This window comes from Janthinobacterium sp. SUN100, from assembly GCF_030397705.1.
Taxonomy (GTDB): domain Bacteria; phylum Pseudomonadota; class Gammaproteobacteria; order Burkholderiales; family Burkholderiaceae_D; genus Janthinobacterium; species Janthinobacterium kumbetense.
Genome location: NZ_JAPUBU010000003.1, coordinates 40,855 through 64,615, shown reverse-complemented (window position 1 = coordinate 64,615; position 23,761 = coordinate 40,855). Strand labels below are relative to the sequence as shown.

At 64.8% G+C, this 23,761-nt stretch carries 19 protein-coding genes and 1 pseudogene; 9 read left to right on the top strand and 11 right to left on the bottom strand.

Translation table 11 applies throughout. The features are described from left to right. Positions 1–4 precede the first annotated feature (4 nt). Positions 5–1,759 carry a biosynthetic-type acetolactate synthase large subunit gene (gene ilvB / locus O0881_RS16770; RefSeq protein WP_289912280.1) on the bottom strand — a complete coding sequence of 585 codons (1,755 nt, stop codon included), beginning with the start codon at positions 1,757–1,759 and terminating at the stop codon, positions 5–7. A 99-nt stretch (positions 1,760–1,858) separates the two neighbouring features. Here ilvB and O0881_RS16765 point away from each other — a divergent pair, with 99 nt between their 5' ends. Together O0881_RS16765 and O0881_RS16760 are read left to right on the top strand one after the other, a co-directional pair. Further along, positions 1,859–2,320, top strand: coding sequence for an Lrp/AsnC family transcriptional regulator (locus O0881_RS16765; RefSeq protein ID WP_070217690.1), 462 nt, complete (start codon positions 1,859–1,861; stop codon positions 2,318–2,320). A 93-nt stretch (positions 2,321–2,413) separates the two neighbouring features. Then, entirely contained in the window at positions 2,414–4,915 is a 2,502-nt protein-coding gene (locus O0881_RS16760) for a TonB-dependent receptor (protein WP_289912279.1), read from the top strand. Here the strand turns inward: O0881_RS16760 and O0881_RS16755 are convergent. Together O0881_RS16755 and O0881_RS16750 are read right to left on the bottom strand one after the other, a co-directional pair. Continuing rightward, positions 4,912–5,589: a response regulator transcription factor gene (locus O0881_RS16755; protein ID WP_289912278.1), complete on the bottom strand. Its 678-nt coding sequence runs from the start codon at positions 5,587–5,589 to the stop codon at positions 4,912–4,914. The genes O0881_RS16760 and O0881_RS16755 overlap by 4 nt on opposite strands. Beyond that, on the bottom strand, positions 5,586–6,494 hold the full coding sequence (locus tag O0881_RS16750) for a histidine kinase (protein WP_289912277.1): 909 nt from the start codon (positions 6,492–6,494) through the stop codon (positions 5,586–5,588). Before O0881_RS16750 ends, O0881_RS16755 begins: the two co-directional genes overlap by 4 nt. A 436-nt stretch (positions 6,495–6,930) precedes the next feature. On the opposite strand from O0881_RS16750, the gene O0881_RS16745 reads away from it, so the two are divergent. The 5 genes and pseudogenes from O0881_RS16745 (at position 6,931) to O0881_RS16725 (ending at position 13,087) form a co-directional block, all read left to right on the top strand. Beyond that, positions 6,931–7,746 carry an NF038120 family PEP-CTERM protein gene (locus O0881_RS16745; RefSeq protein WP_289912276.1) on the top strand — a complete coding sequence of 272 codons (816 nt, stop codon included), beginning with the start codon at positions 6,931–6,933 and terminating at the stop codon, positions 7,744–7,746. Between the two features lies 1 nt (position 7,747). Further along, positions 7,748–10,912 carry a S8 family serine peptidase gene (locus O0881_RS16740; protein WP_289912275.1) on the top strand — a complete coding sequence of 1,055 codons (3,165 nt, stop codon included), beginning with the start codon at positions 7,748–7,750 and terminating at the stop codon, positions 10,910–10,912. A gap of 85 nt (positions 10,913–10,997) precedes the next feature. After that, a pseudogene (locus O0881_RS16735) lies at positions 10,998–11,687 on the top strand (AIM24 family protein). Between the two features lie 17 nt (positions 11,688–11,704). Further along, positions 11,705–12,346 (top strand): AIM24 family protein, encoded by a 642-nt coding sequence (locus tag O0881_RS16730; protein ID WP_034784288.1) that lies wholly within the window; start codon positions 11,705–11,707, stop codon positions 12,344–12,346. A gap of 3 nt (positions 12,347–12,349) precedes the next feature. Further along, positions 12,350–13,087, top strand: a complete 738-nt coding sequence (locus tag O0881_RS16725) for an AIM24 family protein (protein ID WP_152252167.1) — start codon at positions 12,350–12,352, stop codon at positions 13,085–13,087. A gap of 6 nt (positions 13,088–13,093) precedes the next feature. Here O0881_RS16725 and O0881_RS16720 read toward each other — a convergent pair whose 3' ends face one another. Together O0881_RS16720 and O0881_RS16715 are read right to left on the bottom strand one after the other, a co-directional pair. Then, complete coding sequence (locus O0881_RS16720; RefSeq protein ID WP_289912274.1) at positions 13,094–13,900, bottom strand: enoyl-CoA hydratase; 807 nt, start codon at positions 13,898–13,900, stop codon at positions 13,094–13,096. A gap of 42 nt (positions 13,901–13,942) precedes the next feature. After that, complete coding sequence (locus tag O0881_RS16715) at positions 13,943–14,572, bottom strand: head GIN domain-containing protein (RefSeq protein WP_251349266.1); 630 nt, start codon at positions 14,570–14,572, stop codon at positions 13,943–13,945. Between the two features lie 176 nt (positions 14,573–14,748). Here O0881_RS16715 and O0881_RS16710 point away from each other — a divergent pair, with 176 nt between their 5' ends. Beyond that, positions 14,749–15,306 carry a flavin reductase family protein gene (locus tag O0881_RS16710; protein ID WP_077399216.1) on the top strand — a complete coding sequence of 186 codons (558 nt, stop codon included), beginning with the start codon at positions 14,749–14,751 and terminating at the stop codon, positions 15,304–15,306. 157 nt (positions 15,307–15,463) lie between these two features. Here the strand turns inward: O0881_RS16710 and gdhA are convergent, their stop codons facing one another. The 5 genes from gdhA to O0881_RS16685 form a co-directional block, all read right to left on the bottom strand. After that, positions 15,464–16,807, bottom strand: a complete 1,344-nt coding sequence (gdhA, locus tag O0881_RS16705) for an NADP-specific glutamate dehydrogenase (RefSeq protein WP_099665596.1) — start codon at positions 16,805–16,807, stop codon at positions 15,464–15,466. 206 nt (positions 16,808–17,013) lie between these two features. Beyond that, positions 17,014–18,261, bottom strand: a complete 1,248-nt coding sequence (locus tag O0881_RS16700) for a DUF819 family protein (RefSeq protein WP_289912273.1) — start codon at positions 18,259–18,261, stop codon at positions 17,014–17,016. Positions 18,262–18,445: 184 nt separating this feature from the next. Next, entirely contained in the window at positions 18,446–19,807 is a 1,362-nt protein-coding gene (yegQ, locus tag O0881_RS16695; protein WP_289912272.1) for a tRNA 5-hydroxyuridine modification protein YegQ, read from the bottom strand. Between the two features lie 92 nt (positions 19,808–19,899). Then, positions 19,900–21,288: an FAD-binding oxidoreductase gene (locus O0881_RS16690; protein WP_289912271.1), complete on the bottom strand. Its 1,389-nt coding sequence runs from the start codon at positions 21,286–21,288 to the stop codon at positions 19,900–19,902. Between the two features lie 221 nt (positions 21,289–21,509). Then, entirely contained in the window at positions 21,510–22,148 is a 639-nt protein-coding gene (locus O0881_RS16685; protein ID WP_289912270.1) for a TetR/AcrR family transcriptional regulator, read from the bottom strand. A gap of 105 nt (positions 22,149–22,253) precedes the next feature. Between O0881_RS16685 and O0881_RS16680 the strand changes: the two genes are divergently transcribed. After that, on the top strand, positions 22,254–23,462 hold the full coding sequence (locus O0881_RS16680; protein WP_289912269.1) for a TCR/Tet family MFS transporter: 1,209 nt from the start codon (positions 22,254–22,256) through the stop codon (positions 23,460–23,462). On the opposite strand, the gene O0881_RS16675 is transcribed toward O0881_RS16680, so the two are convergent. After that, positions 23,459–23,704 (bottom strand): DUF1059 domain-containing protein, encoded by a 246-nt coding sequence (locus tag O0881_RS16675; protein WP_099665586.1) that lies wholly within the window; start codon positions 23,702–23,704, stop codon positions 23,459–23,461. The genes O0881_RS16680 and O0881_RS16675 overlap by 4 nt on opposite strands. Positions 23,705–23,761: the final 57 nt, after the last annotated feature.

Below are 23,761 nucleotides of genomic sequence, written 5' to 3'. Positions count from 1 at the left end.
TTTGTTACCCGGTGTAGACGACGCCTTTGCGCAAGGTCACTTCATGGTGCCCCGCGCCGGGCGCCATCATGGGGAAGCAGTTTTCCGCGCCATGCACGCGCACGTCGAGGAAGTACGGGCCCTCCGATGCCAGGCAGGCTGTCAATGCCGCATCGAGCTCCTCGCGCCGGCTCACCGTGTGCGCCTGCCAGCCGAACGCGCGCGCCAGGGCGACGAAATCGGGCAGCGCTTCCGTGTAGCTGTGGCTGTAGCGCCCGCCATGGATGAGTTCCTGCCACTGGCGCACCATGCCCATGTAGCCATTGTTCGACAACACCACTTTCACGGGCAGGCGGTGCTGCACGGCCGTGGCCAGTTCCTGGATATTCATCAAGATCGACGCATCGCCGCTGACGCACACGACGCGCTTGCCCGGATGGGCGATCTGCGCGCCGATGGCGGCCGGCAAGCCATAGCCCATGGTGCCGGCGCCGCCCGAGGTGAGCCAGCGGCGCGGCTGCTCGAAGCGCAAGTGCTGCGCCGCCCACATCTGGTGCTGGCCCACGTCGGTGGAAACAATGGCGTCGCCGCCGTCCATGCCGTCCAGCGCCGCCTGCAGGCGCCGCATCAGCGCCTGCGGCGCGATCACCTCCGGCGTATCGTCGAACGCCAGGCTGTCCTGGGCGCGCCAGGCGTCGATGCGCTGCCACCACGGCTGGCGGTCCGCCAGCAGGCGTCCGCGCAGCTGTGCCAGCAAGGCGGCCAATACGGGGGTGCAATCGCCGCGCAGGGCCACGTCGGCGCGCACCACCTTGTGTATGGAGGCCGGGTCGATGTCGATGTGGATGACCTTTGCGCCAGGACAAAACGCATCCAGGCGGCCCGTGACCCGGTCGTCGAAGCGGGCGCCGACGCAGACGATCAGATCCGCATGGTGCATGGCCAGGTTCGCTTCCAGGGTGCCGTGCATGCCCAGCATGCCGAGGAAGGCCGGGTGCGAGGCGGGAAAGGCGCCCAGGCCCAATAAGGTCAGGGTGCACGGCGCGGCGGCCAGTTTCACCAGTTGCTGGAAGGCGGCGCAGGCATCCAGGCCGGAATTGACGAGGCCGCCACCGCCATAGAACACGGGCTGGCGCGCGCCGGCGATCAGGCTGGCGGCCCGTTCCAGGTCGGCGGGCTGCGGCAGGGCGGCGGCAGATGCGGCGGGCGGCGGCGGCGCGTGCTGCGTGACGGGCGCCAGCTGCAGATCCTTGGGAAAATCGACCAGCACGGGGCCGGGCCGCCCCTGCGTGGCCTGGATAAATGCTTCGTGCACGACGGCGGCCGTTTCCTCGGCCGCGCGGATTTGCCGGTTCCACTTGGTGACGGGGCGCGAAATGCCCAGCGCGTCGCATTCCTGGAAGGCGTTGGTGCCGATGCTGGTGCTGGCCACCTGGCCGCTGATGCAGATGACGGGCACCGAATCGCACAGGGCGTCGAGCAAGCCCGTGGTGGTGTTGCTCATGCCGGGGCCGGACGTGACGAAGACGACGCCGGGCCGGCCCGTGCTGCGCGCATAGCCTTCGGCCGCGTGCACGGCCGCCTGTTCGTGGCGCACCAGCACGTGGCGCAAGCGGGGCTGCGCGTGCAGCGCGTCGTACAGGGGCAGCACGGCGCCGCCCGGGTAGCCGAAGACGGTGTCGACGCCCAGGGCCAGCAGGGTGTCGATCAGGGTGCTGGCGCCGTTGCGCGGCGCAAGATCGGCGGCGGGAGCGAGGAGGGGAGCGGGATCGGGTTTCATGGCCTTATTTTCTGCCTGATGCGGCAGAAAAGGCTGCTGGTTTTCTCGTATAGAATGCGATATTCAGCAAAATTTGCTGTGAAATAAGGATATGACAGAATGAAGCTGGACAAATTCGACCTCGCCATCCTGACGGCCCTGCAGCAGGATGCCCGCATCAGCCTGCATGACCTGAGCGCCAAGGTGGGCCTGACCTCGTCGCCGTGCTGGGCGCGCATCAAGCGCATGGAAGACGATGGCGTCATCGAAGGCTACACGGTGAACGTCAACGCGGCCAAGGTGGGGCTGGCCGACACCGTCATCGTGCAAGTGACCCTGGACGACCATTCCGACCAGGCATTGTTCGAATTCGGCCACGCGCTGGCCATGATCCCGGAAGTGCTGGAAGCGTTTCTTGTGTCCGGCGACTACGATTACTACCTGCGCATCGCCGTGAGCGACACGCGCGACTATGAACGCCTGCTGCGCGAGCGTTTATATAAAATTCCCGGCATCCGCCACAGCAAATCGAGTTTCGTGTTGCGCCAGCTCAAACAGAGTTATTTGCCCTTGCAACGCTAGTTCCCCCGCACGGCGGGAGTTTTTCCCTGGTTCCCCGATGGTGGCTGTCCGATACTGGACGCAATAAAAACCACGATAAAACTGGGGATACGCATGAAACTGACTTTATTGGCCGCCGCCGCCATGGCGCTGTGCCAGGCGCAGGCCGCCGACCTTGCCGCTGACGCCAGCCTGGCCGCGAGCCTGGCCACTTCGGGTGACTTGCCCACCGTCATCATCACGGGCAGCATGCCGCTGCCCACCGTGGACCAGCCGCGCGACACCCTGGCCGCGCCCGTGCAGACGGCCAGCGCGCAGCAGATCGCCCGCAGCGGCGCGCTCGACATCTCCGCCTTCCTGCGCCGCAACCTGGGCAGCGTGTATGTGAACGAGGTACAGAACAACCCGTTCCAACCCGACGTCAGCTACCGCGGCTACACGGCGTCGCCCCTGCTGGGCACGCCGCAAGGGTTGTCCGTCTACCTCGACGGCATGCGCCTGAACCAGCCGTTCGGCGACGTCGTCAGCTGGGACTTGATCCCGCGCATGGCCATCGCATCGCTGACCCTGATGCCGGGCTCGAATCCCCTGTTCGGCTTGAATACCCTGGGCGGCGCGCTGGCGCTGCAAACCAAGGATGGCCGCAGCAGTCCCGGCACGGCCATCGAAGCGCGCCTGGGTTCTGACAAACGGCGCGCCGTCGAGGTCGAGCATGGCGGCAGCAATGCGCAAGGCTGGCACTGGTATGTGACGGGCAACCGTTTCAAGGAAGACGGCTGGCGCGACGATTCGCCGTCCGACGTGCGCCAGGTGTTTGGCAAGCTGGGCTGGAGCGATGCGCGCACGGACATCGCCGTTACCGTGGCCCACGCGGACAATGCGCTGACGGGCAACGGCTTGCAGGAACAGCGCCTGCTGGCGCGCGATTACCGCAGCGTCTATACCAAGCCGGATTTGACGGAAAACAAGTCGACCCTGCTGAACCTGACGGGCAAGCACCAGGCCGGCGCGGCCTTGCTGCTGTCCGGCAATGTGTACTACCGCAAGATCGACACGCACACGTTCAATGGCGACTTGAACGACGAGTCGCTCGAGCAGTCCGTCTACCAGCCGGGAGCGGCCGAGCGGGCGGCCCTGGCGGCGGCCGGCTACACGGGCTTTCCCGCCAGCGGCGCGAACGCGGCCAATACGCCCTTCCCGAAATGGCGCTGCATCGCCAATGTGCTGCTGAACGACGAGCCGGCCGAAAAATGCAATGGCATGCTCAACCGCAGCCATACGCGGCAGGAAAACTATGGGTTTTCGGGCCAGTTCACCGCGCTGGCCGAGCTGGCGGGAGCGCGCCATGCCGTCACGGCCGGTGCCGCCTTCGATGCCAGCCACGCCACGTTCCGCCAGACGAGCCAGTTCGGCTACCTGAATCCGGACCGCAGCATCACGCCTGTGAACTTCTTTGCCGACGGCACGGAAATCGATGACGACGGCACGCCCGTCGACAACCGGGTCGACTTGAGCGGGCGCATGCGCACGTGGAGCGTGTATGCGAGCGACAGCATTGCGTTCAATCAAGATATTACCTTGACCGTCTCCGGCCGCTACAACCGCAGCACGGTGCGCAACCGCGACGCCATCACGCCAGGCGGCGGCAGCGGTTCGCTCGATGGCGACCACCGTTTCAGCCGCTTCAATCCCGCCATCGGCCTGGCATATGCGCCGGCCGCGGGCATCAGCGCGTATCTTGGCTACAACGAAGGCAGCCGTACGCCGACGGCCATCGAACTCGGTTGCGCCGACCCGGAAAACCCGTGCCGCCTGCCCAACGCCATGGCCGGCGACCCGCCATTAAAGCAAGTCATCACGAAGACGTGGGAAGCGGGCGTGCGCGGCCAGTGGGGCGAGGTGGCCCGCTGGAGCGCGGGCGTGTTCCGCGCGGAAAATCACGACGATATCCTGTTCGTGGCCGACAACCAGGCGGGGTTTGGCTATTTCAAGAATTTCGGCAAGACGCGCCACCAGGGCGTGGAGCTGGCGTTTGATGGCAAGGCGGGCATGCTGGACTTCGGCGTCAACTACACGTGGCTGCAGGCGACGTATCAAAGCCGGGAGCTCGTCAACGGCAGCGCCAACAGCAGCAGCGATGCGGACGCGCCCGGCCTGGAAGGCAATATCGTCATCACGCCCGGCAAGCGCATTCCCTTGACGCCCAGCCATATCCTGAAGGCGCACGTGGATATTCAGGGCGGACGCGACTGGACGCTGGGCCTGGCCATGACGGCCGTCTCCAGCGCGTATGCGCGCGGCAATGAAAACAATGCGCACCAGGCGGGAGGAATGTCGTACCTGGGCGCGGGCAAGAGCGGCGGCTATGCGGTGGTGGAATTGAACGGCAAATACCAGCTGACGCCCCGCCTCAGCGTGTTTGCCCAGGTGAATAACCTGTTCGACCGGAAATATGCGACGGCGGCCCAGCTGGGCGCGACGGGTTTCGACGCCAACGGCAATTTCGCCGCCCGCCCGCTGCCCGCCGTGAACGGCGAGTATCCGATGGTCAATGCGACGTTCTATGCGGCCGGCGCGCCGCGCAGCGTGAACGTGGGCGTGCGCTACGCGTTTTAAGGATGGACCTGCTCGATGATGCCATTGCGCAGGGCCAGGTGCACCAACGCGGCGGGGCCGGGCACGTCGAGCTTTTCCTTGATGCAAGTCTGGTGGTTGGCCACCGTCTTGCTGCTGACGTGCAGCAGGCGGGCGCAGTCGGCGGCGCTGCGGCCTTCGGCCAGCAGGCGGAAGATTTCGAATTCGCGCTGGCTCAGGCTGCTCAAGCGGTCCGCTTCCATGTTGGCCGTGCCTTGCAGCACGCCGGGCGCGCTGTGCGGATCCAGGTAGCGCCGGCCCGCGTGGGCGGCGCGCACGGCGTCGACCAGGTGTTCCGGGTCGGCCTGCTTGCTGACGAAGCCGCAGGCGCCGCCGTCAAACGCGCGCGCGATCAGCTGGGGCGTGTCGTGCATGGTAAACACCAGCACGCGGGCGCTCGCGTCGCGCGCGAGCAGTTTGCGCAGCAATTCCAGGCCGCCGATGCCGGGCATGGACAAATCCGTCACGCAGACGTCGGGCGCATGCTCCTGGTACAAGCCATACGCCGTTTCGCCATTGCCCGCCTCGGCCACGACGGCGATGTCGCCGCCCTGTTCCAGCAGGCGCCGGTAGCCCGTGCGTACCACGGGATGGTCGTCCACCAGCATCACGCGGATCGGCCGCATGCCGCTGTGCATGGCGTTCATGGCGCTCATGCCGCGCACCGTGCCGCCAGGGCCACTTCGATGCGCAAGCCGTTGCCCAGCGCGCTGATCCAGCGGATATGGCCGCGAAGGCCCGCCACGCGTTCGCGCATGCCCAGCATGCCGAAACCGTCTGCTGGCGTCTTGTCCTGGCGCAAACCCCGGCCATTGTCTTCGATGGCCAGGTGCAGCAAGCCGTGCGCATCGGCGCGCAATTCCACCGTGGCCCGGTCGGCGCCCGCGTGGCGCGCCACGTTCGTCAAGCCTTCCTGCACCAGGCGGTAGATGGCGGTGGCGGTGCTGTCGTCGAGGCCGGCGGGGATGGCGTGCGGCGCGAAATGGCAGGCGATGCCGTGCTGCTGGGCCCAGCTGTCGCACAGCGCCTGCAGCGCTGCTTCCAGGCCCAGGCTGTCGAGCACGGGCGGGCGCAGCCGGCGCAGCATCGTGCGCACCATCGCGTGCAGCGCTTCCGACGAGCGGGCGATGCTGGCGGCGCACGCCTGCACGTTCGCCTGGTCGCCATCGCGTGCGCGCAGGATGTAGCTGGCGGCGGCGCGGATGGCCGTGCAGTCCTGTCCCACTTCATCGTGCAGCTCGCGCGCCAGCGCGCAGCGCTCCTCTTCCTGCGCGCGCAGCAGGCGCTGCGTGAGGGCGCGGTTTTGCGCCAGCAGCAGCGCCACCTGGCGGCCGCGCCGCACGGCAAAGCCGGCCAGCGCCAGCACCAGCACCAGCAGGCTCAGGGCCAGTTCATCGAGCTGCCAATGTTCCTGGCGCCAGAGTGACTGCGTCAGCCGTTCGGCCAGGTCCAGCCTGGCGGCCAGCAGGAAAAAAGCCAGCGCCAGCGCACAGCACAGCAGGACGGTCCGGCGCGGCCGGGCGTGCGCGCTTGCCTGGGCGCCAAATTGATGGTGTTCCATGATGCTGCTCCCTGAGCACGGTCGATCTTCTTGTTGTGCAAGCTTCATGCCATCGGCGCAAGGGCGCGAGGGGCTGCTCATGTGGGGCGGAGGGGACAGGCAAGTGTTCCAGGATGGAACAGGTGTACCGCGATGTGACGGGGAGGACGACGCGACAGGCGCGGTTTTCGAGCTTATCCGAAGTCGGGCCGGCCCGCTGGCGTACGCGTCTGCAGTGCGCGCTCTTGTTGTTCAAATGTAACGTTGAGATTCCTCAAACTTTCATAGATAAAACAAAACAAAGTTTCGCGGAGTTAGATAAAAAATAAATAAATGATATTAAAAATATGATATTTGTTTTATGCGATTTGCTATATTTGTTGACACTTTTGTGAAAAAGCTGAAAGCGGGCGCCAGACCTGCCGACCTATCTATCCACAACAATCAAGGGAATAGAATGAATCGTTTATCACATGCGCGGGTATCGCCCGCCACCGCCAATCCGCCCGCTACCCGCGGTCGCGTCGCCGTCCTTGCCGCGCTGGCCACCTTGTCCGTGCTGGGCTCGGCGCCGGCCCTGGCCGGTGTCCTGACTTTCGACAACTTGCGTCCCGACGTGTATGAAAGCGGCCAGACGCTCAATACGTCGAGCTACAACCTGCTGTTCCTGGCCGACCCGACGACGGCGGCCGGCGGCGGCGTCAGCGGCGTGGGCGCCATCCTCGATGGCCGCGTGGGTTCGTCGTGCGATATCGCCGCCTGCCCGCAGGGCGCCAGCGGCAATTACCTGGCTATCCTCAACGATGGCGGCGTGAATTTCACGCGCGCCGACCACCAGGCATTCACCCTGGCCGGTTTCGATTATTCCTTTATCGCTCCCGTGTCCGGCTTGCCGAACCAGAATTGGGGCCAGCTGCAGCTGAGCGGCACCCTCAGCGACGGCCAGGTGATCAGCACCTCGCTGGCGTTTCCCGGCCAGGGCAGCGATGGCAATTACCATTTCCAGAGCGCTTCCCTGCTGGGCGGCTTCAGCAACTATGCGTTTACGGGCCTGAGCTTCAATGCGTGCATCTTCAACGACACGGGCGCGTGCAGCAATTCCCTCGATTTCCCCGCTTTCAACCAGGGCCAGTTTGCGCTCGACAATATCAATATCAGCGCCGTGCCGGAACCGTCGACCTACATGCTGATGCTGGCCGGACTGGGCGCCATCGGCATGCTGTCGCGCCGCCGCAGCGGCAAGTTCGCCGCCTCCACCGTGCAAGGAGCATGAGATGAAATTACGTCCCGTTTCACTCGGCATCCTCTTGCTGGCCGCCAGCCTGGCGCAAGCGGCGCAGGCGCAGGAACGCCGCTCCTACATCGTGCAACTGGTCGACAAGCCGGCCGCCACCTACACGGGCCAGGTCGACGGCCTGGCCGCCACCAAGCCGGCTCCGGGCGCGCGCATCAACGTGGGCGCCGCCGATGTGCAGGCCTATTTGAGTTACCTCGACACCAAACAGGCCGCCGTGGCCGGCACCGTCAGCGCGGCGGAAATCACGCACCAGTACAGCGTCGTCTTCAACGGCTTTTCCGCCTTGCTGACGGACGATGAAGTGCGCGCCCTGAAGAAAAACAGCGGCGTGGCCAGCATCAGCGCCGACTCCATCCTGCAGCTCGACACCAGCTACACGCCCAGCTTCCTGGGCCTGGACAAGCCGGGCGGTATCTGGGAGCAGCTGGGCGGCAAGGCGCACGCGGGCGAAGACATCATCATCGGCATCGTCGACAGCGGCATCTGGCCCGAGAACACGGCCTTTGCCGACCGCCTCGACGAGAATGGCGTGCCCAGCCACAGCGGCAACAACGTCGTGTATGGCGCGCCGCCGGCCAGCTGGCAGGGCACTTGCCAGACGGGCGAAGGCTTTAGCGCCGAGAATTGCAACAATAAGCTGATCGGCGCGCGCTACTACCGCGCCGCCACGTCGGCGCTGCACTGGACGGAATTCATGTCGCCGCGCGATTCCGTCGCCGGCCTGACGGGGCACGGCGGCCACGGCACGCACACGGCGTCCACGGCCGGCGGCAACAATGGCGCCCTGGCCACCTCGAACGGCGTGTCGCTGGGCAAGGCGTCCGGCATGGCGCCGCGCGCCCGCATCGCCGCCTATAAGGTGTGCTGGACGGCCGCCTCGACGGGCCGCAACGGCTGCGCCACGGCCGACAGCGTGGCCGCCATCGACCAGGCGGTCAAGGATGGCGTCAACGTCATCAACTTCTCCATCGGCCCGAACGCGGGCGGCGGCGCCTTCGACGAACCGACGGAAGTCGCCTTCCTCGGCGCGGCGGCGGCCGGCGTCTTCGTTGCCACGTCCGGCGGCAATTCCGGCCCGGCCACGCCCGCACCGGACGTGCCGGCGCCCGTCTCGCACATCAGCCCATGGCTGGCAACGGTCGCCAATTCCACCCACAACCGCCTGTACGCGGCCAACGTCACTCTCAGCAATGGTACGAAACTGGAAGGCGCATCGAGCAATGCGAATACGCCGGCGCTGCCGCTGATCCAGTCGCGCGACGCGGGCCTGGCCGGCGTGCTGCCGACGGATGTCAACTTGCTGCGCTGCTTCGGCGTGGCCGATGCCACGTCGGCGTATCTGGACCCGGCGAAAGTGGCGGGCAAGATACTCGTGTGCGACCGTGGCGGCAACGTGCTGGTCAACAAGAGCGCGAACGCCAAAACGGCGGGCGCGGCGGGCGTGATCATCGCCAACGTGGCCGGCGGCGCCAACACCGTCATCAACCAGGCGCATGCGCTGTCGACCGTGCACCTGGCGCAGGCGCAGGGCGACGCGCTGAAGGCTTTCCTGGCGGCGACGCCCGACGGCACGGCGGCATTGGGCGAAATCCACACCACCGCCGACACGACGGTGCAGGCGCCGATCGTCAGCGACCGTTCCTCGCGCGGACCGAACGTGGCCAATGCGAACATCCTGAAACCGGATCTCTCGGCGCCCGGCACCAACGTGCTGGCCGGCGTGACGGCCGACCTGACGCAGGCGCAGCGCGATGCCGTGGCGGCGGGCGGCGTGGCGCCGGCGGCCGAGTGGGATTTCTATTCCGGCACTTCGATGGCCAGCCCGCACGTGGCCGGCGTGGCGGCATTGCTCAAGCAGCAGCATCCTGACTGGTCGCCCGCGGCTATCAAATCGGCGCTGATGACGACGGCCTTCAGCACGTATTCGGATGGCTTGAACGGTTCCGTGTCGTGGGATGCCACGGCGAAGACCTCGGGCCAGCTGCCGTGGGGCCAGGGCGCCGGCCACATCGCGCCGAACAGCGCGGCCGATCCGGGCCTCGTGTACGACATGTCGGAAATCGACTATGCGCGCTTCCTGTGCGGCCTGAACCTGAAGGTCTACAGCGCCGCCACGTGCCAGGCCATCGGTACGATCGCGGCCTATAACCTGAACCTGGCGTCGCTGACGGCGGCCAACGTGCTGGGCACGCAAACCCTGACGCGCACGGTGACCAACGTGGGCGCCAGCAGCGCCGTCTACAACGTCTCGGCCAGCTTGCCCGGCTACACGGTGGCGGTGACGCCTACCAGCCTGAACCTGGCGCCGGGCGCCAAGGGCCAGTTCCAGGTCAAGCTGACGCGCACCACGGCGCCGGCCAATACCTGGACCTACGGCGCCCTGAGCTGGACGGATGGCACGCACACGGTGCGCAGCCCGCTGACGGCGCGCGGCACGGCCCTGGTGGCCATTCCGCTGGTCAGCAGCGAAGCGGCCACGGGCAGCAAGGTACTGACCCTGGGCACGGGCTTCTCGGGCGCGCTGGTGGGCGTCAAGTCGGGTCTCGTCGAAGCCGTGCGCCAGGCGCGCACGATCGGCCAGGCGACGACGGGCGCCGCCGCATCGGCTGCCTGCAAGGCGGGCGGCGCCACTGGCGTGAACGTGCACAATGTGGTGATCCCGGCCGGCACCCTGGCGGCACGCTTTGCCACCTACGATGCCGAAACGACGGGCGGTGCAAATACCGACATGGACATGGAGGTCTACAACGCCGCCAATGTGCTGGTCGGCAGCAGCGGCAATGAAAGTTCCAATGAGCAAGTGGAACTGCGCCTGCCCGCCGCTGGCACCTACAAGGTGTGCGTGATCGGCTTTGCGCCGCAAAACGGCCAGGCCGACTACACCTTGTCGTCGTGGGTACTGGCGCCGGGCTTGTCGAATGGCGGCTTCAAGGCGCTGATGCCGGGCACGGCCTACACGGGCGGCACGGCGACTGTCTCGCTGAGCTGGTCCAACCTGGCCGAAGGCAAGCGCCACCTGGGCGCCGTCGGCTACCAGGTGGCTGGCGTGGTGCAGGGCGTGACGGTGGTCGAGGTCAATACCAACGATCCCGTGCCGCTGTTCCAGAACGCGCGCGGCGCCAAGCCGGTGCTGGCTGAGTAAACCGTGCTTTGCTTGAACGCAAGGCGTGCCTCCGGGCACGCTTTTTTTTATTTACCCACCCCCGTTCGGGAGGAATAGCACTTGCATGGCGGTAACGCCAACGGTATCTTGTCGGATAGCCATGGCTTTGTGCCCTGGCATTCTTGGGGAGTCGCGCGTGACCAGTTTCCGCACCAATACCGACCGCCTGCTGGAAGTGCGCCTGCAGGATGAAAAAGTGCTGGCGATTGCCGGCGCCATGGTCGCCTATACGGGCAGCATCAAATTTGAAAAATCCCTGCTCGGCGGCGAGGGCCTGTTCGGCGCGCTCAAGCGCAAGGTGACGAACGAAGGCATGTAGGTGATGCAGGCAGCCGGCACGGGCACCGTGTTTTTCGCGCAGAATGCGGCCGAGATCACCGTCATTCCGTTGACGGGTGAAAAGCTGACCATCGAAAGCAGCAGCTTGCTGGCCTACGACACGAGCCTGAAGACGGGCACCAGCTTTGCGGGCTTGCGCGGCGCCAGTTCGGGCCAGGGCCTGTTTTCCACCACCGTAGAAGGCCCCGGCAACCTGGCCGTCATTTCGCGCGGCAACCTGATCATGCTGGAAGTGACGCCTGCGCACCCGCTGCGCGTGGACCCGGACGCCTTCGTCGGCTTCAAGGGCGATATCCGCCAGGAATTCGTCTTTGACGTCAACTGGCGCACGATGATCGGCCAGAGCTCGGGCGAATCGTACCAGCACAAATTCACAGGCCAGGGCGTGGTGTTCATCCAGCCCGCCGAACGTTAAGTCAGCGAGGACCCGCGATGCCTGTCTATCAGCAAATCAATGAAAAGATGCTTGAGGTCAAACTCGGCAATGAAGAAGTGTTCGCGCGCAAGGGCGCCATGGTGTCCTACCAGGGCGACGTGGCGTTCAGCCGTTCCTTCCTGGCCGGCCAGGGCGTGCAAAGCCTGGCCATGCGCGCCGTCACGAACGAGGGCTATGCCCTGATGTCGGCGCGCGGCACGGGCAGCGTGTTTTACGCGCAGGGCGGCCTGTTCGTCACCATCGTCCCCGTGCGCGGCGAAACGTTTTATGTGGAAAGTGATTCCCTGCTGGCCTTCGATGCGCGCCTGACGGCCGGCACCATGTTCCTCGGCAACCAGGGCGGCGTGCAGGGCGTGGTGCGCGGCATGGCCTCGGGCCAGGGCTTGTTTACCACCACGCTGCAAGGCACGGGCGAAGTGGCAATTTTGTCGGACGGCAATGCCATCGGCTTGCCCGTTACGCCGGACGTGCCCGTGTTTGTCGACCCGCAAGCGTATATCGGCCACACGGGGCAGCTGAGCTCGACCATCGTCACGGACTTGAACTGGAAAACCTTCGTCGGCCAGGCGTCCGGCGAATCGTACCAGGTGAAATTCACGGGCCAGGGCACGGTCTACATCCAAGCGAGCGAAAGGTAAGCCATGACGATTTACAATCCCGATACCTTGCCGAAGAACGATAACCTGAACCGTTTTTCGTATGTCATCGACGTCAAGGAACAGATCTTCATTCGCAAGGGCAAGATGATTGCCTTCTATGGCGAGCTGCGCTTCGAAGCCATGGGCAGCAGCGTGCTTGACTTGATCGTGCGCAATGCCTTCAATGCACCGAAATACGTGCACCACTTTGTCGTGGCGCAAGGGCAAGGCCAGTTGATCCTGGGCGACAACGGCAACGACCTGGCGTGCTACGACCTGGACAACGCCAACATGACCATCCGCGCGAAAAACCTGCTGGGTTTTACGAAGGATGTGATTTGCCAGGAATCGACCTTGCCCGGTTATCTGACCATGATCGGCACGGGCAAGGTCATCGCCTCGTCGAACGGCCCCGTGCATTTCCTGGAATTGCCGTGCCGCGTGGATGAGCAGGCCGTGCTGGGTTGGGCCGATTGCCCCAGCCCGTCGTACCACTACGATTACGCCCACGTGCAGGGCTGGGCCTCGGCCGCCGGCGCGCTCACCGGTTTCAGTTTGTCGGGCGAGGAAAAGCAGATCGACTTCACGGGCGCCGGCACGGTGCTGGTGCAGTCGTCCGAGCTGGACGTGACGGGCAGTTCCGCCCTGATGCAGCTGCTGGCGCAATTGCCGCTGCTGGGCAAGGAAGACCTCGGTACCTTGAGTCTTTCTGTCCAGCAGCAGATGAAGGAACAGCGCTAAGCTGCTTTACGGCCGCGCCCAGCTTGGCGGCCGTTTTTCTAAAAAGGCAGTGACGCCTTCCTGCGCATCCTCTTCCATCATGTTGCGCGCCATCACGTCGCCCGCATACGCATACGCGTCGTCCAGCGGCAGCTGGCGCTGTTTGTAAAACATTTGCTTGCCGTAGCGGATGGCCGTCGGGCTTTTCGCCATGATCTGCTGCGCCAGGCGCGCCACGGCGTCGTCGAGCGCCGCGTCGGCCACCGTTTCGTTGATCAAGCCCCAGTCGGCGGCCGTGTCGGCGTCGATGAAGCGGCCCGTCACCAGCATGTCGAAGGCCCGCTTGGGCGACACATTGCGCGACAGGGCCACGGACGGCGTGGCGCAGAACAGGCCCACGTTGATGCCGGAGACGGCAAAGCGCGCGGACGCGCCCGCCACGGCCAGGTCGCAGCTGGCGACCAGCTGGCAGCCGGCCGCCGTGGCGATGCCGTGTACGCGGGCAATCACGGGCACGGGCAAGGCCTGGATGGCTTGCATCACGCGCGAGCATTGCGCGAACAGGGTTTGATAATACGCAAGCTGGCGCGTGGCCTGCATCTGGCGCAAGTCGTGGCCCGCGCAAAAGGCCTTGCCTTCGGCGGCCAGCACCACGCAGCGCACGTGCGGCTGCTGCGCGACGGCATCGAGCGCCTCTTGCAGCGCGGTCAGCATGGCTTCCGACAGGGCATTGAATTGTAGGGGACGGTTCAGGCGCAGGGTGACCAGGCCACCCTCGTCTTCGCGCAGCACCAGCGGCGCATCGTTATCCTGGGTTTCGGGTGTTGCGGTCATGCGGTCTCCCTGGCCTGATGGCCTTGTTTTTTTTAGGAAATCTTACTTGGCGGCATTGACGCTGCCGATGCCGGCGATCGACTTGTGCACGATCTTCGGCTTGCCGTAATACGTCAGTTCGCCCATGCCGCGCACCACGGCGTTCAGTTCGCCCGAGGAATACACCTTGACGGAGCCGATGCCTTCGAAATTGACGTCGACGTTTTTCGCCAGCAAGGCTTTCGTATCGACTTCGCCCACGCCTTGCGCCTTCAGGCGCAGCCAGTCGACCTGGCCATCGGCGGCCAGGCGGCCCGCGCCCTTGTAGCTGATGTCGACTCTTGGACCATTGAGCTTGGTCAATATCTTTTCGCCCGCGCCTTCCGCGATCAGCTTGCGCAAGGTGGGCATGGTGATGATGATGCGCGGGTCGCCTTCCGTTTTCTTGATGTCCTTGTCCTTCATGGAAATTTTCAGTTCGCCATCGACCACTTCCGTGATCACGCCGCTGAGGAATTTCTGGTCGCCGCGCAGCAGCAGGCTTTGCTCCTTGCCCGATTCGACTTCGATGCTGATGGGGCCGCGGATATCGATGGCGTTGAAGGCGCCGACCGTGCGGGTTTGCTCGTCGGCATGCGCGAGGGTGGAGAGGCAGGCAAGGGACAGGACTGACAACAGGAACAGAGGGCGCATGACGGTTTCCTTGAGTAGTTGATCAGTGTATTCTATTGTGCAACATCTCCATTGGGGAGAATTTTGCGACGAATGGCACAAATCGCGGCGCGGATGATACGGCTGCCAGCGGCCAGCCGCGCGCCCGGCAAGGCGCCGTTGGGCTATGCTGTGGCGTACCGCGTCCTGGAGACTGCATGAAAAATTACCACAAAGAAGATTATCCCGTCGCCGACATCCGGCGCTTCCTCGAACCGGGGCCGGTGGTGCTGGTCAGTTCAACGTGGCAGGGCGAAAGCGACGTCATGACCATGGCCTGGCACATGCTGATGGAATTCACGCCATCCTTGCTGGGCTGCTTCATTTCCGACGCGAACCACAGCTATGAAATGATCAAGCGCAGCATGGAATGCGTGATCAACCTGCCCACGGCCGACATGGTCGACCAGGTGGTCGCCATCGGCAATTGCAGCGGCGCAGACACGGACAAGTTCACGGCCTTCGGCCTGACGCCCCAGCCGGCCGAGCAGGTGGGCGCGCCCCTGATCGCCGAGTGCTACGCCAACTTCGAATGCAAGCTGGCCCAGGTGGCGGGCAATCCGAAGGGCGGCTTCTTCATTTTCGAGTGCGTGAAAGCCCACGTGGCCACCTCGCCCAAGTTGCCCGAAACCCTGCACTACCGTGGCAATGGCGAGTTCATGGTATCGGGCCGCACCATCAGCCGCAAGAGTCTGATGAAGCCTGAAATGTCGTAGGACACCTGACCAAACCTACTGCGCGTCGATATAGGCGGCCTGCGATGCTCACCGTACCCGAGTACGGTTGCGCTTCTCGGCCACCTCTCTCTTCCGCTCGCTACGGTTTTGTCAGGTGTCGTTAATTCTCAAGATGCTCCCCGTATCTGTCCTGGGGTTAAATGACACCCTGCGCCAGCATCGCATCGGCCACTTTCACGAAGCCGGCGATATTGGCGCCATCCACATAGCTGACGGAACCGTCCGCGCGCGTGCCGTATTGCTTGCATGCGGCGTGGATGCCTTGCATGATCTGCAGCAAACGCGCATCGACTTCTTCGCGCGGCCACGATATGCGGGCCGCGTTCTGGCTCATTTCCAGGCCGGATGTCGCCACGCCGCCCGCATTGCTGGCCTTGCCCGGCGCGTACAGCACGCCGGCCGCTTCGAAGGCCTTGGCGGCCTCGATGGTGGTGGGCATGTTGGCGCCTTCGGCCACGCATTGCACGCCATTGGCGATCAGGGTGCGCGCAGCGTCGATGTCCAGCTCGTTTTGCGTGGCGCAGGGCAGGGCGATGTCGACCGGCACATGCCATGGCGACACGCCCGCCTCGAAGCGCACGCCCGTGCGCGCGGCGTAATCGCTGACCCGGCCATACAAATGATTCTTGATTTCCATCAGGATGGCCAGCTTTTCCGGCGTGAAACCTTCCTCGTCGATGACGGTGCCGCTCGAATCGGAGACGGTGATGACTTTCGCGCCCATGGCCATGGCTTTTTCCACCGCGTATTGCGCCACGTTGCCCGAGCCGGACACGGACACGCGCATGCCTTCGAACGAGCGGCCCCGCGTTTTCAGCATTTCTTCGGCGAAATACACGGTGCCGTAGCCCGTCGCTTCCGGACGCATCAGCGAGCCGCCGAAGCTGGCGCCCTTGCCCGTGAACACGCAGTCGGCGCGGTTGCTGAGTTTTTTCATCATGCCGGCCATATAGCCCACTTCACGCCCGCCCACGCCGATGTCGCCGGCCGGCACGTCCGTGTCCGAACCCACATGGCGGAACAGTTCGCTCACGAAGGCTTGGCAGAAACGCATCACTTCGCCCGGGCTCTTGCCCTTCGGATCGAAATCGGCGCCGCCCTTGCCGCCGCCCATCGGTAACGTGGTCAGTGCATTCTTGAACGTTTGCTCGAAGGCGAGGAATTTCAGTACGGACAGGGTCACGGACGGGTGGAAGCGGATGCCGCCCTTGTACGGCCCGATGGCCATGCTGTGCTGGATGCGGTAGCCGCGATTGACTTGCACTTGCCCATGATCATCGACCCACGACACGCGGAACATCACCACGCGTTCCGGCTCGATCAAGCGTTCCAGCAAGCCTTGTTCCGCGTATTTCGGGTGCTGTTCCAGGAATGGCCACAAGCTCTCCATGACTTCGGTGACGGCTTGCAGAAACTCGGGTTGACCTGGATTGCGTGCGGCGACATGCTGGACATACTCGTGAGCAGATGCGTATTTCATCAGAATTCCATGGAGGTAATCGGTTATTTGGGCAACTATCATCGCAGATTTCGCACGAAAATGGTGCGGAAATTTGGTTTTGAGGGGTTTCTGCTACATTGTGGTGATTTTTTAGGGGTCTGCGGCCGATGCGAGTGGTAAACGACAACGCCAGCCCGAAGGCTGGCGTTGTCGTTGCGGATCGCCTGGTCAAGCCAGGGCAGGCGTCACCCCGCCATGCTGCGCAAGATCAAGCCCGTGATGTAGGCGCCGTAGGTGCCCAGCGCATAGCCGAGCACGGCCAGCAGCACGCCGACGGGCGCCAGGGCCGGGTGGAAGGCGCTGGCGATGACGGGGGCCGACGCGGCGCCGCCGATGTTCGCCTGCGAGCCCACGGCCATGAAGAACAGGGGTGCGCGGATCAGCTTGGCGACGAGCAGCATCAAGCCGCCATGCACGGCGATCCAGATCAGGCCCAGCAGGAACAAGAACGGCTTGTCGAGCAGCGCGCCGAGGTCCATGTGCATGCCGATGGTGGCCACCAGCACGTACAGCATGGCCGAGCCGATGGTCGATGCCCCCGCGCCTTCCAGGCTGCGCGCCCGGGTAAAGCTGAGCAGCAAGCCGAAGGTGGTGGCCAGCACGACGATCCAGAAGAAGTTCGACGTCAGGCTGTAATCCTGCAGGCGCCATGCGGCGGGCAAGGTATTGATCCAGCTGATGATGGGGGCGGCCAGGAAGTGCGACAGGCCCGTCACGCCCAGGCCCACGCCGAGGATGATCATGATGTCCGTCAGGGTGGCGACGCGCGCGTGCTGGGCGCGGTAACTTTCGATGCTGTCCTTGAGCGCATTGATGGCCGTCAAATCGGCACCCGTCCAGCGGTCGAAGGCGCCCGCGCGGCCTGCCAGGAACAGCAGCACGGCCGTCCAGACGTTGGCCACCAGCACGTCGACGGCGACGAACTGGCCGAACAGGGTGGCGTCCACTTCGAACACTTCCTTCATGGCCGCCTGGTTGGCGCCGCCGCCTATCCACGAGCCGGCGACGGTCGTCATGCCGCGCCAGGTGTCGCCGGCCACCGTTTCCGGGTGGATCAAACGCAAGGCTTCGAACGAGACGAGGGCGCCCAGCATCACGCCCAGGGTTCCCGTGAGGAACATGATGATGGCCTTGGGGCCGAGGCGGATGATGCCGCCGAAATCGATGGCCACGCACAGCAGCACGAGCGCGCTGGGCAGCAGGTAATCGCGCGCCACGGCGTACAGGCCGGACGTGTTGCCGTCGATGATGCCAAACGTGTTGAGCAGTGCCGGGATCAGGTAGCACATCAGCAGGGAGGGGATATACGTGTAAAACTTTTTCCAGAAGCCGTCCGGGCGGGAAGCGGTCCAGAAGACGGCCCCCAGGGTCATGGCGAGCAGGCCGAGGACGACGGCGTCATTGGCGATCAGGGCAGAGGTGGCAGGTGGCATCGGGGATTCCGGTGAACGTGTCAGGGACGCACGGGAATCCGATAAGGCCCCCGGGCGCAGGGTGGCCGTATCGTATAGCAATGTTGAAGCCTAAACAAATTATTTAGGCCGTGTCAGCGGGAATTTTTCTTGTCAAATCAAACACTTACATACTGGTTCGCCACCCCGTGCTCCAGACTGGCGGTTACAAATAGCGCGCCAGCAAGGCCTTGTCGAGGGCCCCGTCGAGTTCGATGCGCACGAAGTGGCCGCTGCCCGGCGCCACCTGGATCTCGCTGCCATCGTCGGCCAGCATGCGGGTAATGGTGAAGTCGCGGTTGCCGCCCGGATGCACGGCTTCGATGCGGTCGCCCACGGCGAAGCGGTTTTTCACGTCCACCCTGGCCCAGCCGTCCGTCACGCCCAGCACGTCGCCCACGTACTGGCTGCGGTCCGCCTCGGACGCGCCGCGCATGTAGTTCTGGTGCGCCTGCGTGTGGTGGCGCTGGTAGAAACCATCCGTATAGCCGCGGTTGGCCAAGCCTTGCAGCTGGCCCAGCAAGCCGATGTCGAAAGGCCGGCCCGCGATGGCGTCATCGATGGCCTGGCGGTAGACTTGCGCCGTGCGCGCCGCGTAGTACAGCGACTTGGTGCGGCCCTCGACCTTCAGCGAATCGACGCCGATTTTCACCAGGCGCTCGATGTGTTCCACGGCGCGCAAGTCCTTCGAGTTCATGATGTAGGTGCCGTGCTCGTCTTCGAGGATCGGCATCAGCTGGCCCGGACGCTGGGCTTCTTCAATTAAATATGGCTGGTCGGCCAGCGGGTGGCGCGGCTGCTGGTGCAGGGCGGAAAACGCGTTGTTGTCGGCCTCGGCCAGCGCCTGGTGGAATTCCAGCGGCACCACTTGCATGCCGCCCAGGTCGCCGCTGGCGTCTTCGGCGGCATTTTTCACTTTGTAATCCCAGCGGCAGGAATTCGTGCACGTGCCCTGGTTCGGGTCGCGGTGGTTGAAGTAGCCGGATAGCAGGCAGCGGCCCGAATAGGCGATGCACAGGGCGCCGTGGACGAATACTTCCAGTTCCATTTCCGGGCAGCGCTGGCGGATTTCCTCGATCTCGTCGAGCGACAGTTCGCGCGACAGGATCACGCGCGTCAAGCCCATGCGGTGCCAGAATTTCACGTCGGCCCAGTTGACGGCGTTCGCCTGCACGGACAGGTGCACGGGAATCTCCGGCCACTTGTCGCGCACCATCATGATCAGGCCCGGATCGGCCATGATCAGGGCGTCCGGGCGCATGGCGATCACCGGCTCCATGTCGCGCAAATACGTCTTCAGCTTGGCGTTGTGGGCGAAGATATTGCTGGCGACAAAGAATTGCTTGCCGCGCGCATGCGCGCCGTCAATTCCCTCCTGCAAGGCTTGCAAGGTCGAAAAATCGTTATTGCGCACGCGCAAACTGTAGCGGGGCTGGCCCGCGTAGACGGCGTCGGCGCCATAGTCGAAGGCGGCATGCATCTTGGCCAGGGAACCGGCAGGCAGGAGAAGTTCGGGAGCGTGGCGCATGGAGGAGGGGCAAAGCCGGCGATTGTAAGCGGGCGGCGAGCGCATTGCATTGCCCTGGATCAAGGGATTGCAAGGCGCTGCGCCGTGGCAGCCTAGGCGGCCGGACAGATGTTCTGGTTGGCGCGGAACAGGTTGGCGGGATCGTATTGCTTCTTGATGCGCGCCAGGCGCGGATAGTTCACGCCATACGCGTCGGCCGTGCGCCCGCTTTCATCCTCGGTCAGGAAATTGACGTACACGCTGCCCGTCGCATACGGCGCCGCGTCGTTGAAAAACTCGCGTGCCCAGGCGATGCAGCGCGCGTCATCGGCCGGCTCGTCCCAGCGCGTGTGCACGTTCATCACGTACAGGGCGTCGCGGTGCGGATAAGCCGTATCCTGGGGCGCCGGCCGGCTCGCCTGCGCGCCCAGCAGGCCGAGGAAGATTTCGCATTGCGGCGTCGGCAGCTTGCCGGCATGGCGGATGACGGTATCGATGGCCGCATCGCTGAGCTGCGTGAAGTTGTGCGATTTCCAGTAATTGCGCGCGCCCGGCGTGAGCAGGGCATCGAAGGCCTGTTGCCAGGCCGTGTACGGCATGCTGCCCAGGTGCATGCCCAGCGGCTGGCCGAAGCTGCCGATGCGCTCGATCGCTTCCTGCATGGCGGCAGATTGCACGGGTGAAAAGACGGGCAGGACCAGCACGTCCTGGCCGTGCACTTCCGGCGGCAGGAAGGGCAGCGGCGGCGCCTTGCGCAAGACGGCCCAGACGGTCAATGCATCGGGCATGCCGTCGACGAAATCGCGGTATTTCGTCAGCACCGCCTTGGCTTGCGCGTAGGGAAACACGATGAGGCCGGCCGTCACTTGCGGCCCCACCGGATGCAGCTGGAACTCGAAGCGCGTGACCACGCCGAAGTTGCCGCCGCCGCCGCGCAAGGCCCAGAACAGGTCGGGATGCTCCGTCGCGCTCGCATGCAGGAATTGTCCGTCGGCCGTGACGACGTCGGCCGTCAGCAGGTTGTCGGCCGCCAGGCCCAGCGTGCGGCTGAGCCAGCCAAAGCCGCCGCCTAGGGCCAGTCCTGCCACGCCCGTGGTGGAATTGATGCCCAGCGGCGTGGCCAGGCCGAACGCCTGGGCCTCGTGGTCGAAGTCGTGCAAGGTGGCCCCGCCTTCGACGTGGGCGCGGCGTTGTTGCGGATCGATATGCACCGAGCGCATGCCCGACAGGTCGATCACCAGGCCATCGTTGCACAGGGCGCTGCCGGCGATATTGTGGCCGCCGCCCCGCACGGCCAGGGGCAGGCCGTGGTCGCGCGCATATGCCAGCGCCGTGCGCACGTCGGCCGTGCCCGCGCAGCGCGCGATGAGGGCCGGATGCCGGTCGATCATCGCATTCCAGACGGCGCGCGCGCTGTCGTAGCCGGCGTCGTTCGTTTGTAACAGTTGCCCTCTCAATGAGGCTTGCAACTCATTGAGCTGGCCGTTCGTCAAGGTATTCATCGTGTACCTCCCAGCGGCTGCATGCGGTTATGGGTATGGTGACGGGAAGCAGGAGGACTGTCCCCGCGTGCCGGCCTGCATGCATCGTTTGCCAGCGCGTGGTTTCATGATAGGAAGGCACCAGACGGTACGCAAGCCCAGGTGCTGGCAAATGAAACAAGGAAGTGCGAGGGCTTGCGCTGCGACAGACGATGGGCCGCCTGAACGATGGGGCTGCCGCTTCAGGCGTAGGGCGTGCCCGCCATGGCGGCGTTCAATCCCGTGTGCCCGCGGTCTACCAGGGACAGGAAGCCGGCCTTGGCCAGTTGCGCGTCGCCATGTTGCGCGAAGGCACGGTGCGCTTCGATGAGGGCGGTGCTCCAGGTGGCCAGCAGCAGGCTGGCCGCCAGGCGGGCGAGGGGATCGTTCGCATCGCGCCCCGTGGCGTCGGCCAGCGCTTGCGCCACCACGTGCGCCAGCTCGTCGCGGATCGCCCGCGCCCGCGCTTTCAAGGTAGCGCTGGCCTCGATGGTGGCAATGAAGCCCTGGCCGGCGGCAGAAAACGTGAGATAGGGACTGTCCTCGGCCGCCAGGCGGTGCGCCAGCAGGCGCAGGGTTTCGACGGGAGCGATGGCGGGATCGCGCTGGCGCAGGGCGTCGCGCAGCAGTTCGCGTCCCTCTTCCTCGCGGTCGAAGAACATGTCTTCCTTGCGGGGAAAATGGTTGAACACCGTCATGCGTCCCACGCTGGCGGCCGCCGCGATCTCGTCCACCGTCACTTGCTCGAAGCCGTGCACGAAGAACAATCGCGTGGCGGCATTCGAGATGGCTTGCCGGGTGGCAAGGCGTTTGCGGGAGCGGAGGTCGGCAGGAATCGTCATGTTGCCCCGATCATACACGAAGTGTACTGAGTACAGATAATGCTTGATGGTGCGGCAAGATGGGGAATACTATTTATGTACTGAGTACATATTTAGATTGAGTATATGAAGAAATCCCTTCCCGTGGCGGCGCTGCCCGTCATTTTCGCCACTGTCGTGCTGGACGCCGTCGGCATCGGCCTGGTCTTCCCCATCCTGCCGGCGCTGCTGCGGGACGTCACGCATGCCGATAACGTGGCGCCGTATATCGGCATCATGACGGCCCTGTACGCGTTGATGCAGTTCATCTTTGCGCCGGTACTGGGCGCGTTGAGCGACCGCCTGGGCCGGCGTCCCGTGCTGCTGCTGTCGCTGGCGGGCGCGGCCGTCAATTACCTGTTCCTCGCCTTCGCGCCCAGCCTGTGGATGCTGTTGCTGGGGCGCGCCATCGCTGGGTTGACGAGTGCCAACGTTTCCGTGGCCACCGCCTACATCGCCGACATTTCTCCCGAGAACCAGCGGGCGCGCCGCTTCGGCTTGCTCAACGCCATGTTCGGCGCAGGCTTCATCATCGGCCCCGTGCTGGGCGGCGCGCTGGGCGATTACGGGCTGCGCCTGCCGTTCATGGCGGCAGCCGTCTTGAATGCGGGCAATCTGTTGCTGGCGTGGTTGAGCTTGCCCGAATCACGAACGCCGACACGCGGAAAAATCGACCTGGCGGCATTGCATCCCTTGCGCCCCTTGCGCTGGGTTTTCTCGGAGAAAAGCTTGCTGCCGATCACCGTCATCTTCTTTACCTTCAGCGCGGCCGGCGAAGTGTATGGTGTGTGCTGGGCCTTGTGGGGACACGACGCGTTCGCGTGGAACGGGCTGTGGATCGGCCTGTCGCTGGGCGCTTTTGGCGTGTGCCAGGCGCTGGCCCAGGCCTTCTTGCCCGGTCCGGCCGTGAAACTGCTGGGCGAACGCGCCACCATCCTGACGGGTATCGCCTGCGCCTGCGTCGCGCTGCTCGTCATGGCGTTTGCCACGCGCAGCTGGATGATCTTCGCCATCATGCCCGTGTTCGCCCTGGGCGGCATCGGCGCGCCGGCCTTGCAGTCGCTGGCGACGCGGCAAGTTGCCGAGGACCGGCAAGGCCAGTTCCAGGGCGTGCTGGCCTCGGCCGTGAGCCTGGCGTCCGTGCTGTGCCCGCTGGTGTTTTCCAGCATTTACTTTGGCGTCAGGGCGCACTGGCCCGGCGCCGTCTGGCTGTCCGTGATCGTCGTGTACGCGGCGCTGGTGCCGCTCGTGCTGGGCTTGCGCTTGCAGAAACCGGCGCAAGCCCTGGCAGGCTAGTGCGCGTGCGAGGCCCCGCTGCTGCCGGCCTGTCCCGTCATGGGCAGGTGTTCGGGCGGCATGCCGTCCTTGAACAGTTGACGCAGCTGCTGGCGCAGCTCCGGCGTGTCGTGGTGATGGTGTACCGAGACCGCGTGTTCCACGGCAATACCCAATAGCTCTTCCTCGCTGTCGGCCGAGATGGCCACCGAGCAATGTGTGTCGCTTGGAAATTCCCGGCAATCGATGAATTTGCGCGTCATGATCGACTCCTTTCTGCAAAGAGCGGGCACCGCGCCCGCTCCATTCAGTATAGGTCG

Coding starts and splice junctions, on each gene's coding strand:
- O0881_RS16760 (WP_289912279.1), top strand. CDS start 2,414: ATGAAACTGACTTTATTGGCCGCCGCCGCCATGGCGCTGTGCCAGGCG.
- O0881_RS16710 (WP_077399216.1), top strand. CDS start 14,749: ATGAAAAATTACCACAAAGAAGATTATCCCGTCGCCGACATCCGGCGC.
- O0881_RS16690 (WP_289912271.1), bottom strand. CDS start 21,288: ATGAATACCTTGACGAACGGCCAGCTCAATGAGTTGCAAGCCTCATTG.
- ilvB (WP_289912280.1), bottom strand. CDS start 1,759: ATGAAACCCGATCCCGCTCCCCTCCTCGCTCCCGCCGCCGATCTTGCG.
- gdhA (WP_099665596.1), bottom strand. CDS start 16,807: ATGAAATACGCATCTGCTCACGAGTATGTCCAGCATGTCGCCGCACGC.
- O0881_RS16675 (WP_099665586.1), bottom strand. CDS start 23,704: ATGACGCGCAAATTCATCGATTGCCGGGAATTTCCAAGCGACACACAT.
- O0881_RS16745 (WP_289912276.1), top strand. CDS start 6,931: ATGAATCGTTTATCACATGCGCGGGTATCGCCCGCCACCGCCAATCCG.
- O0881_RS16685 (WP_289912270.1), bottom strand. CDS start 22,148: ATGACGATTCCTGCCGACCTCCGCTCCCGCAAACGCCTTGCCACCCGG.
- O0881_RS16740 (WP_289912275.1), top strand. CDS start 7,748: ATGAAATTACGTCCCGTTTCACTCGGCATCCTCTTGCTGGCCGCCAGC.
- O0881_RS16680 (WP_289912269.1), top strand. CDS start 22,254: ATGAAGAAATCCCTTCCCGTGGCGGCGCTGCCCGTCATTTTCGCCACT.
- O0881_RS16720 (WP_289912274.1), bottom strand. CDS start 13,900: ATGACCGCAACACCCGAAACCCAGGATAACGATGCGCCGCTGGTGCTG.
- yegQ (WP_289912272.1), bottom strand. CDS start 19,807: ATGCGCCACGCTCCCGAACTTCTCCTGCCTGCCGGTTCCCTGGCCAAG.
- O0881_RS16750 (WP_289912277.1), bottom strand. CDS start 6,494: ATGGAACACCATCAATTTGGCGCCCAGGCAAGCGCGCACGCCCGGCCG.
- O0881_RS16725 (WP_152252167.1), top strand. CDS start 12,350: ATGACGATTTACAATCCCGATACCTTGCCGAAGAACGATAACCTGAAC.
- O0881_RS16755 (WP_289912278.1), bottom strand. CDS start 5,589: ATGAGCGCCATGAACGCCATGCACAGCGGCATGCGGCCGATCCGCGTG.
- O0881_RS16715 (WP_251349266.1), bottom strand. CDS start 14,572: ATGCGCCCTCTGTTCCTGTTGTCAGTCCTGTCCCTTGCCTGCCTCTCC.
- O0881_RS16730 (WP_034784288.1), top strand. CDS start 11,705: ATGCCTGTCTATCAGCAAATCAATGAAAAGATGCTTGAGGTCAAACTC.
- O0881_RS16700 (WP_289912273.1), bottom strand. CDS start 18,261: ATGCCACCTGCCACCTCTGCCCTGATCGCCAATGACGCCGTCGTCCTC.
- O0881_RS16765 (WP_070217690.1), top strand. CDS start 1,859: ATGAAGCTGGACAAATTCGACCTCGCCATCCTGACGGCCCTGCAGCAG.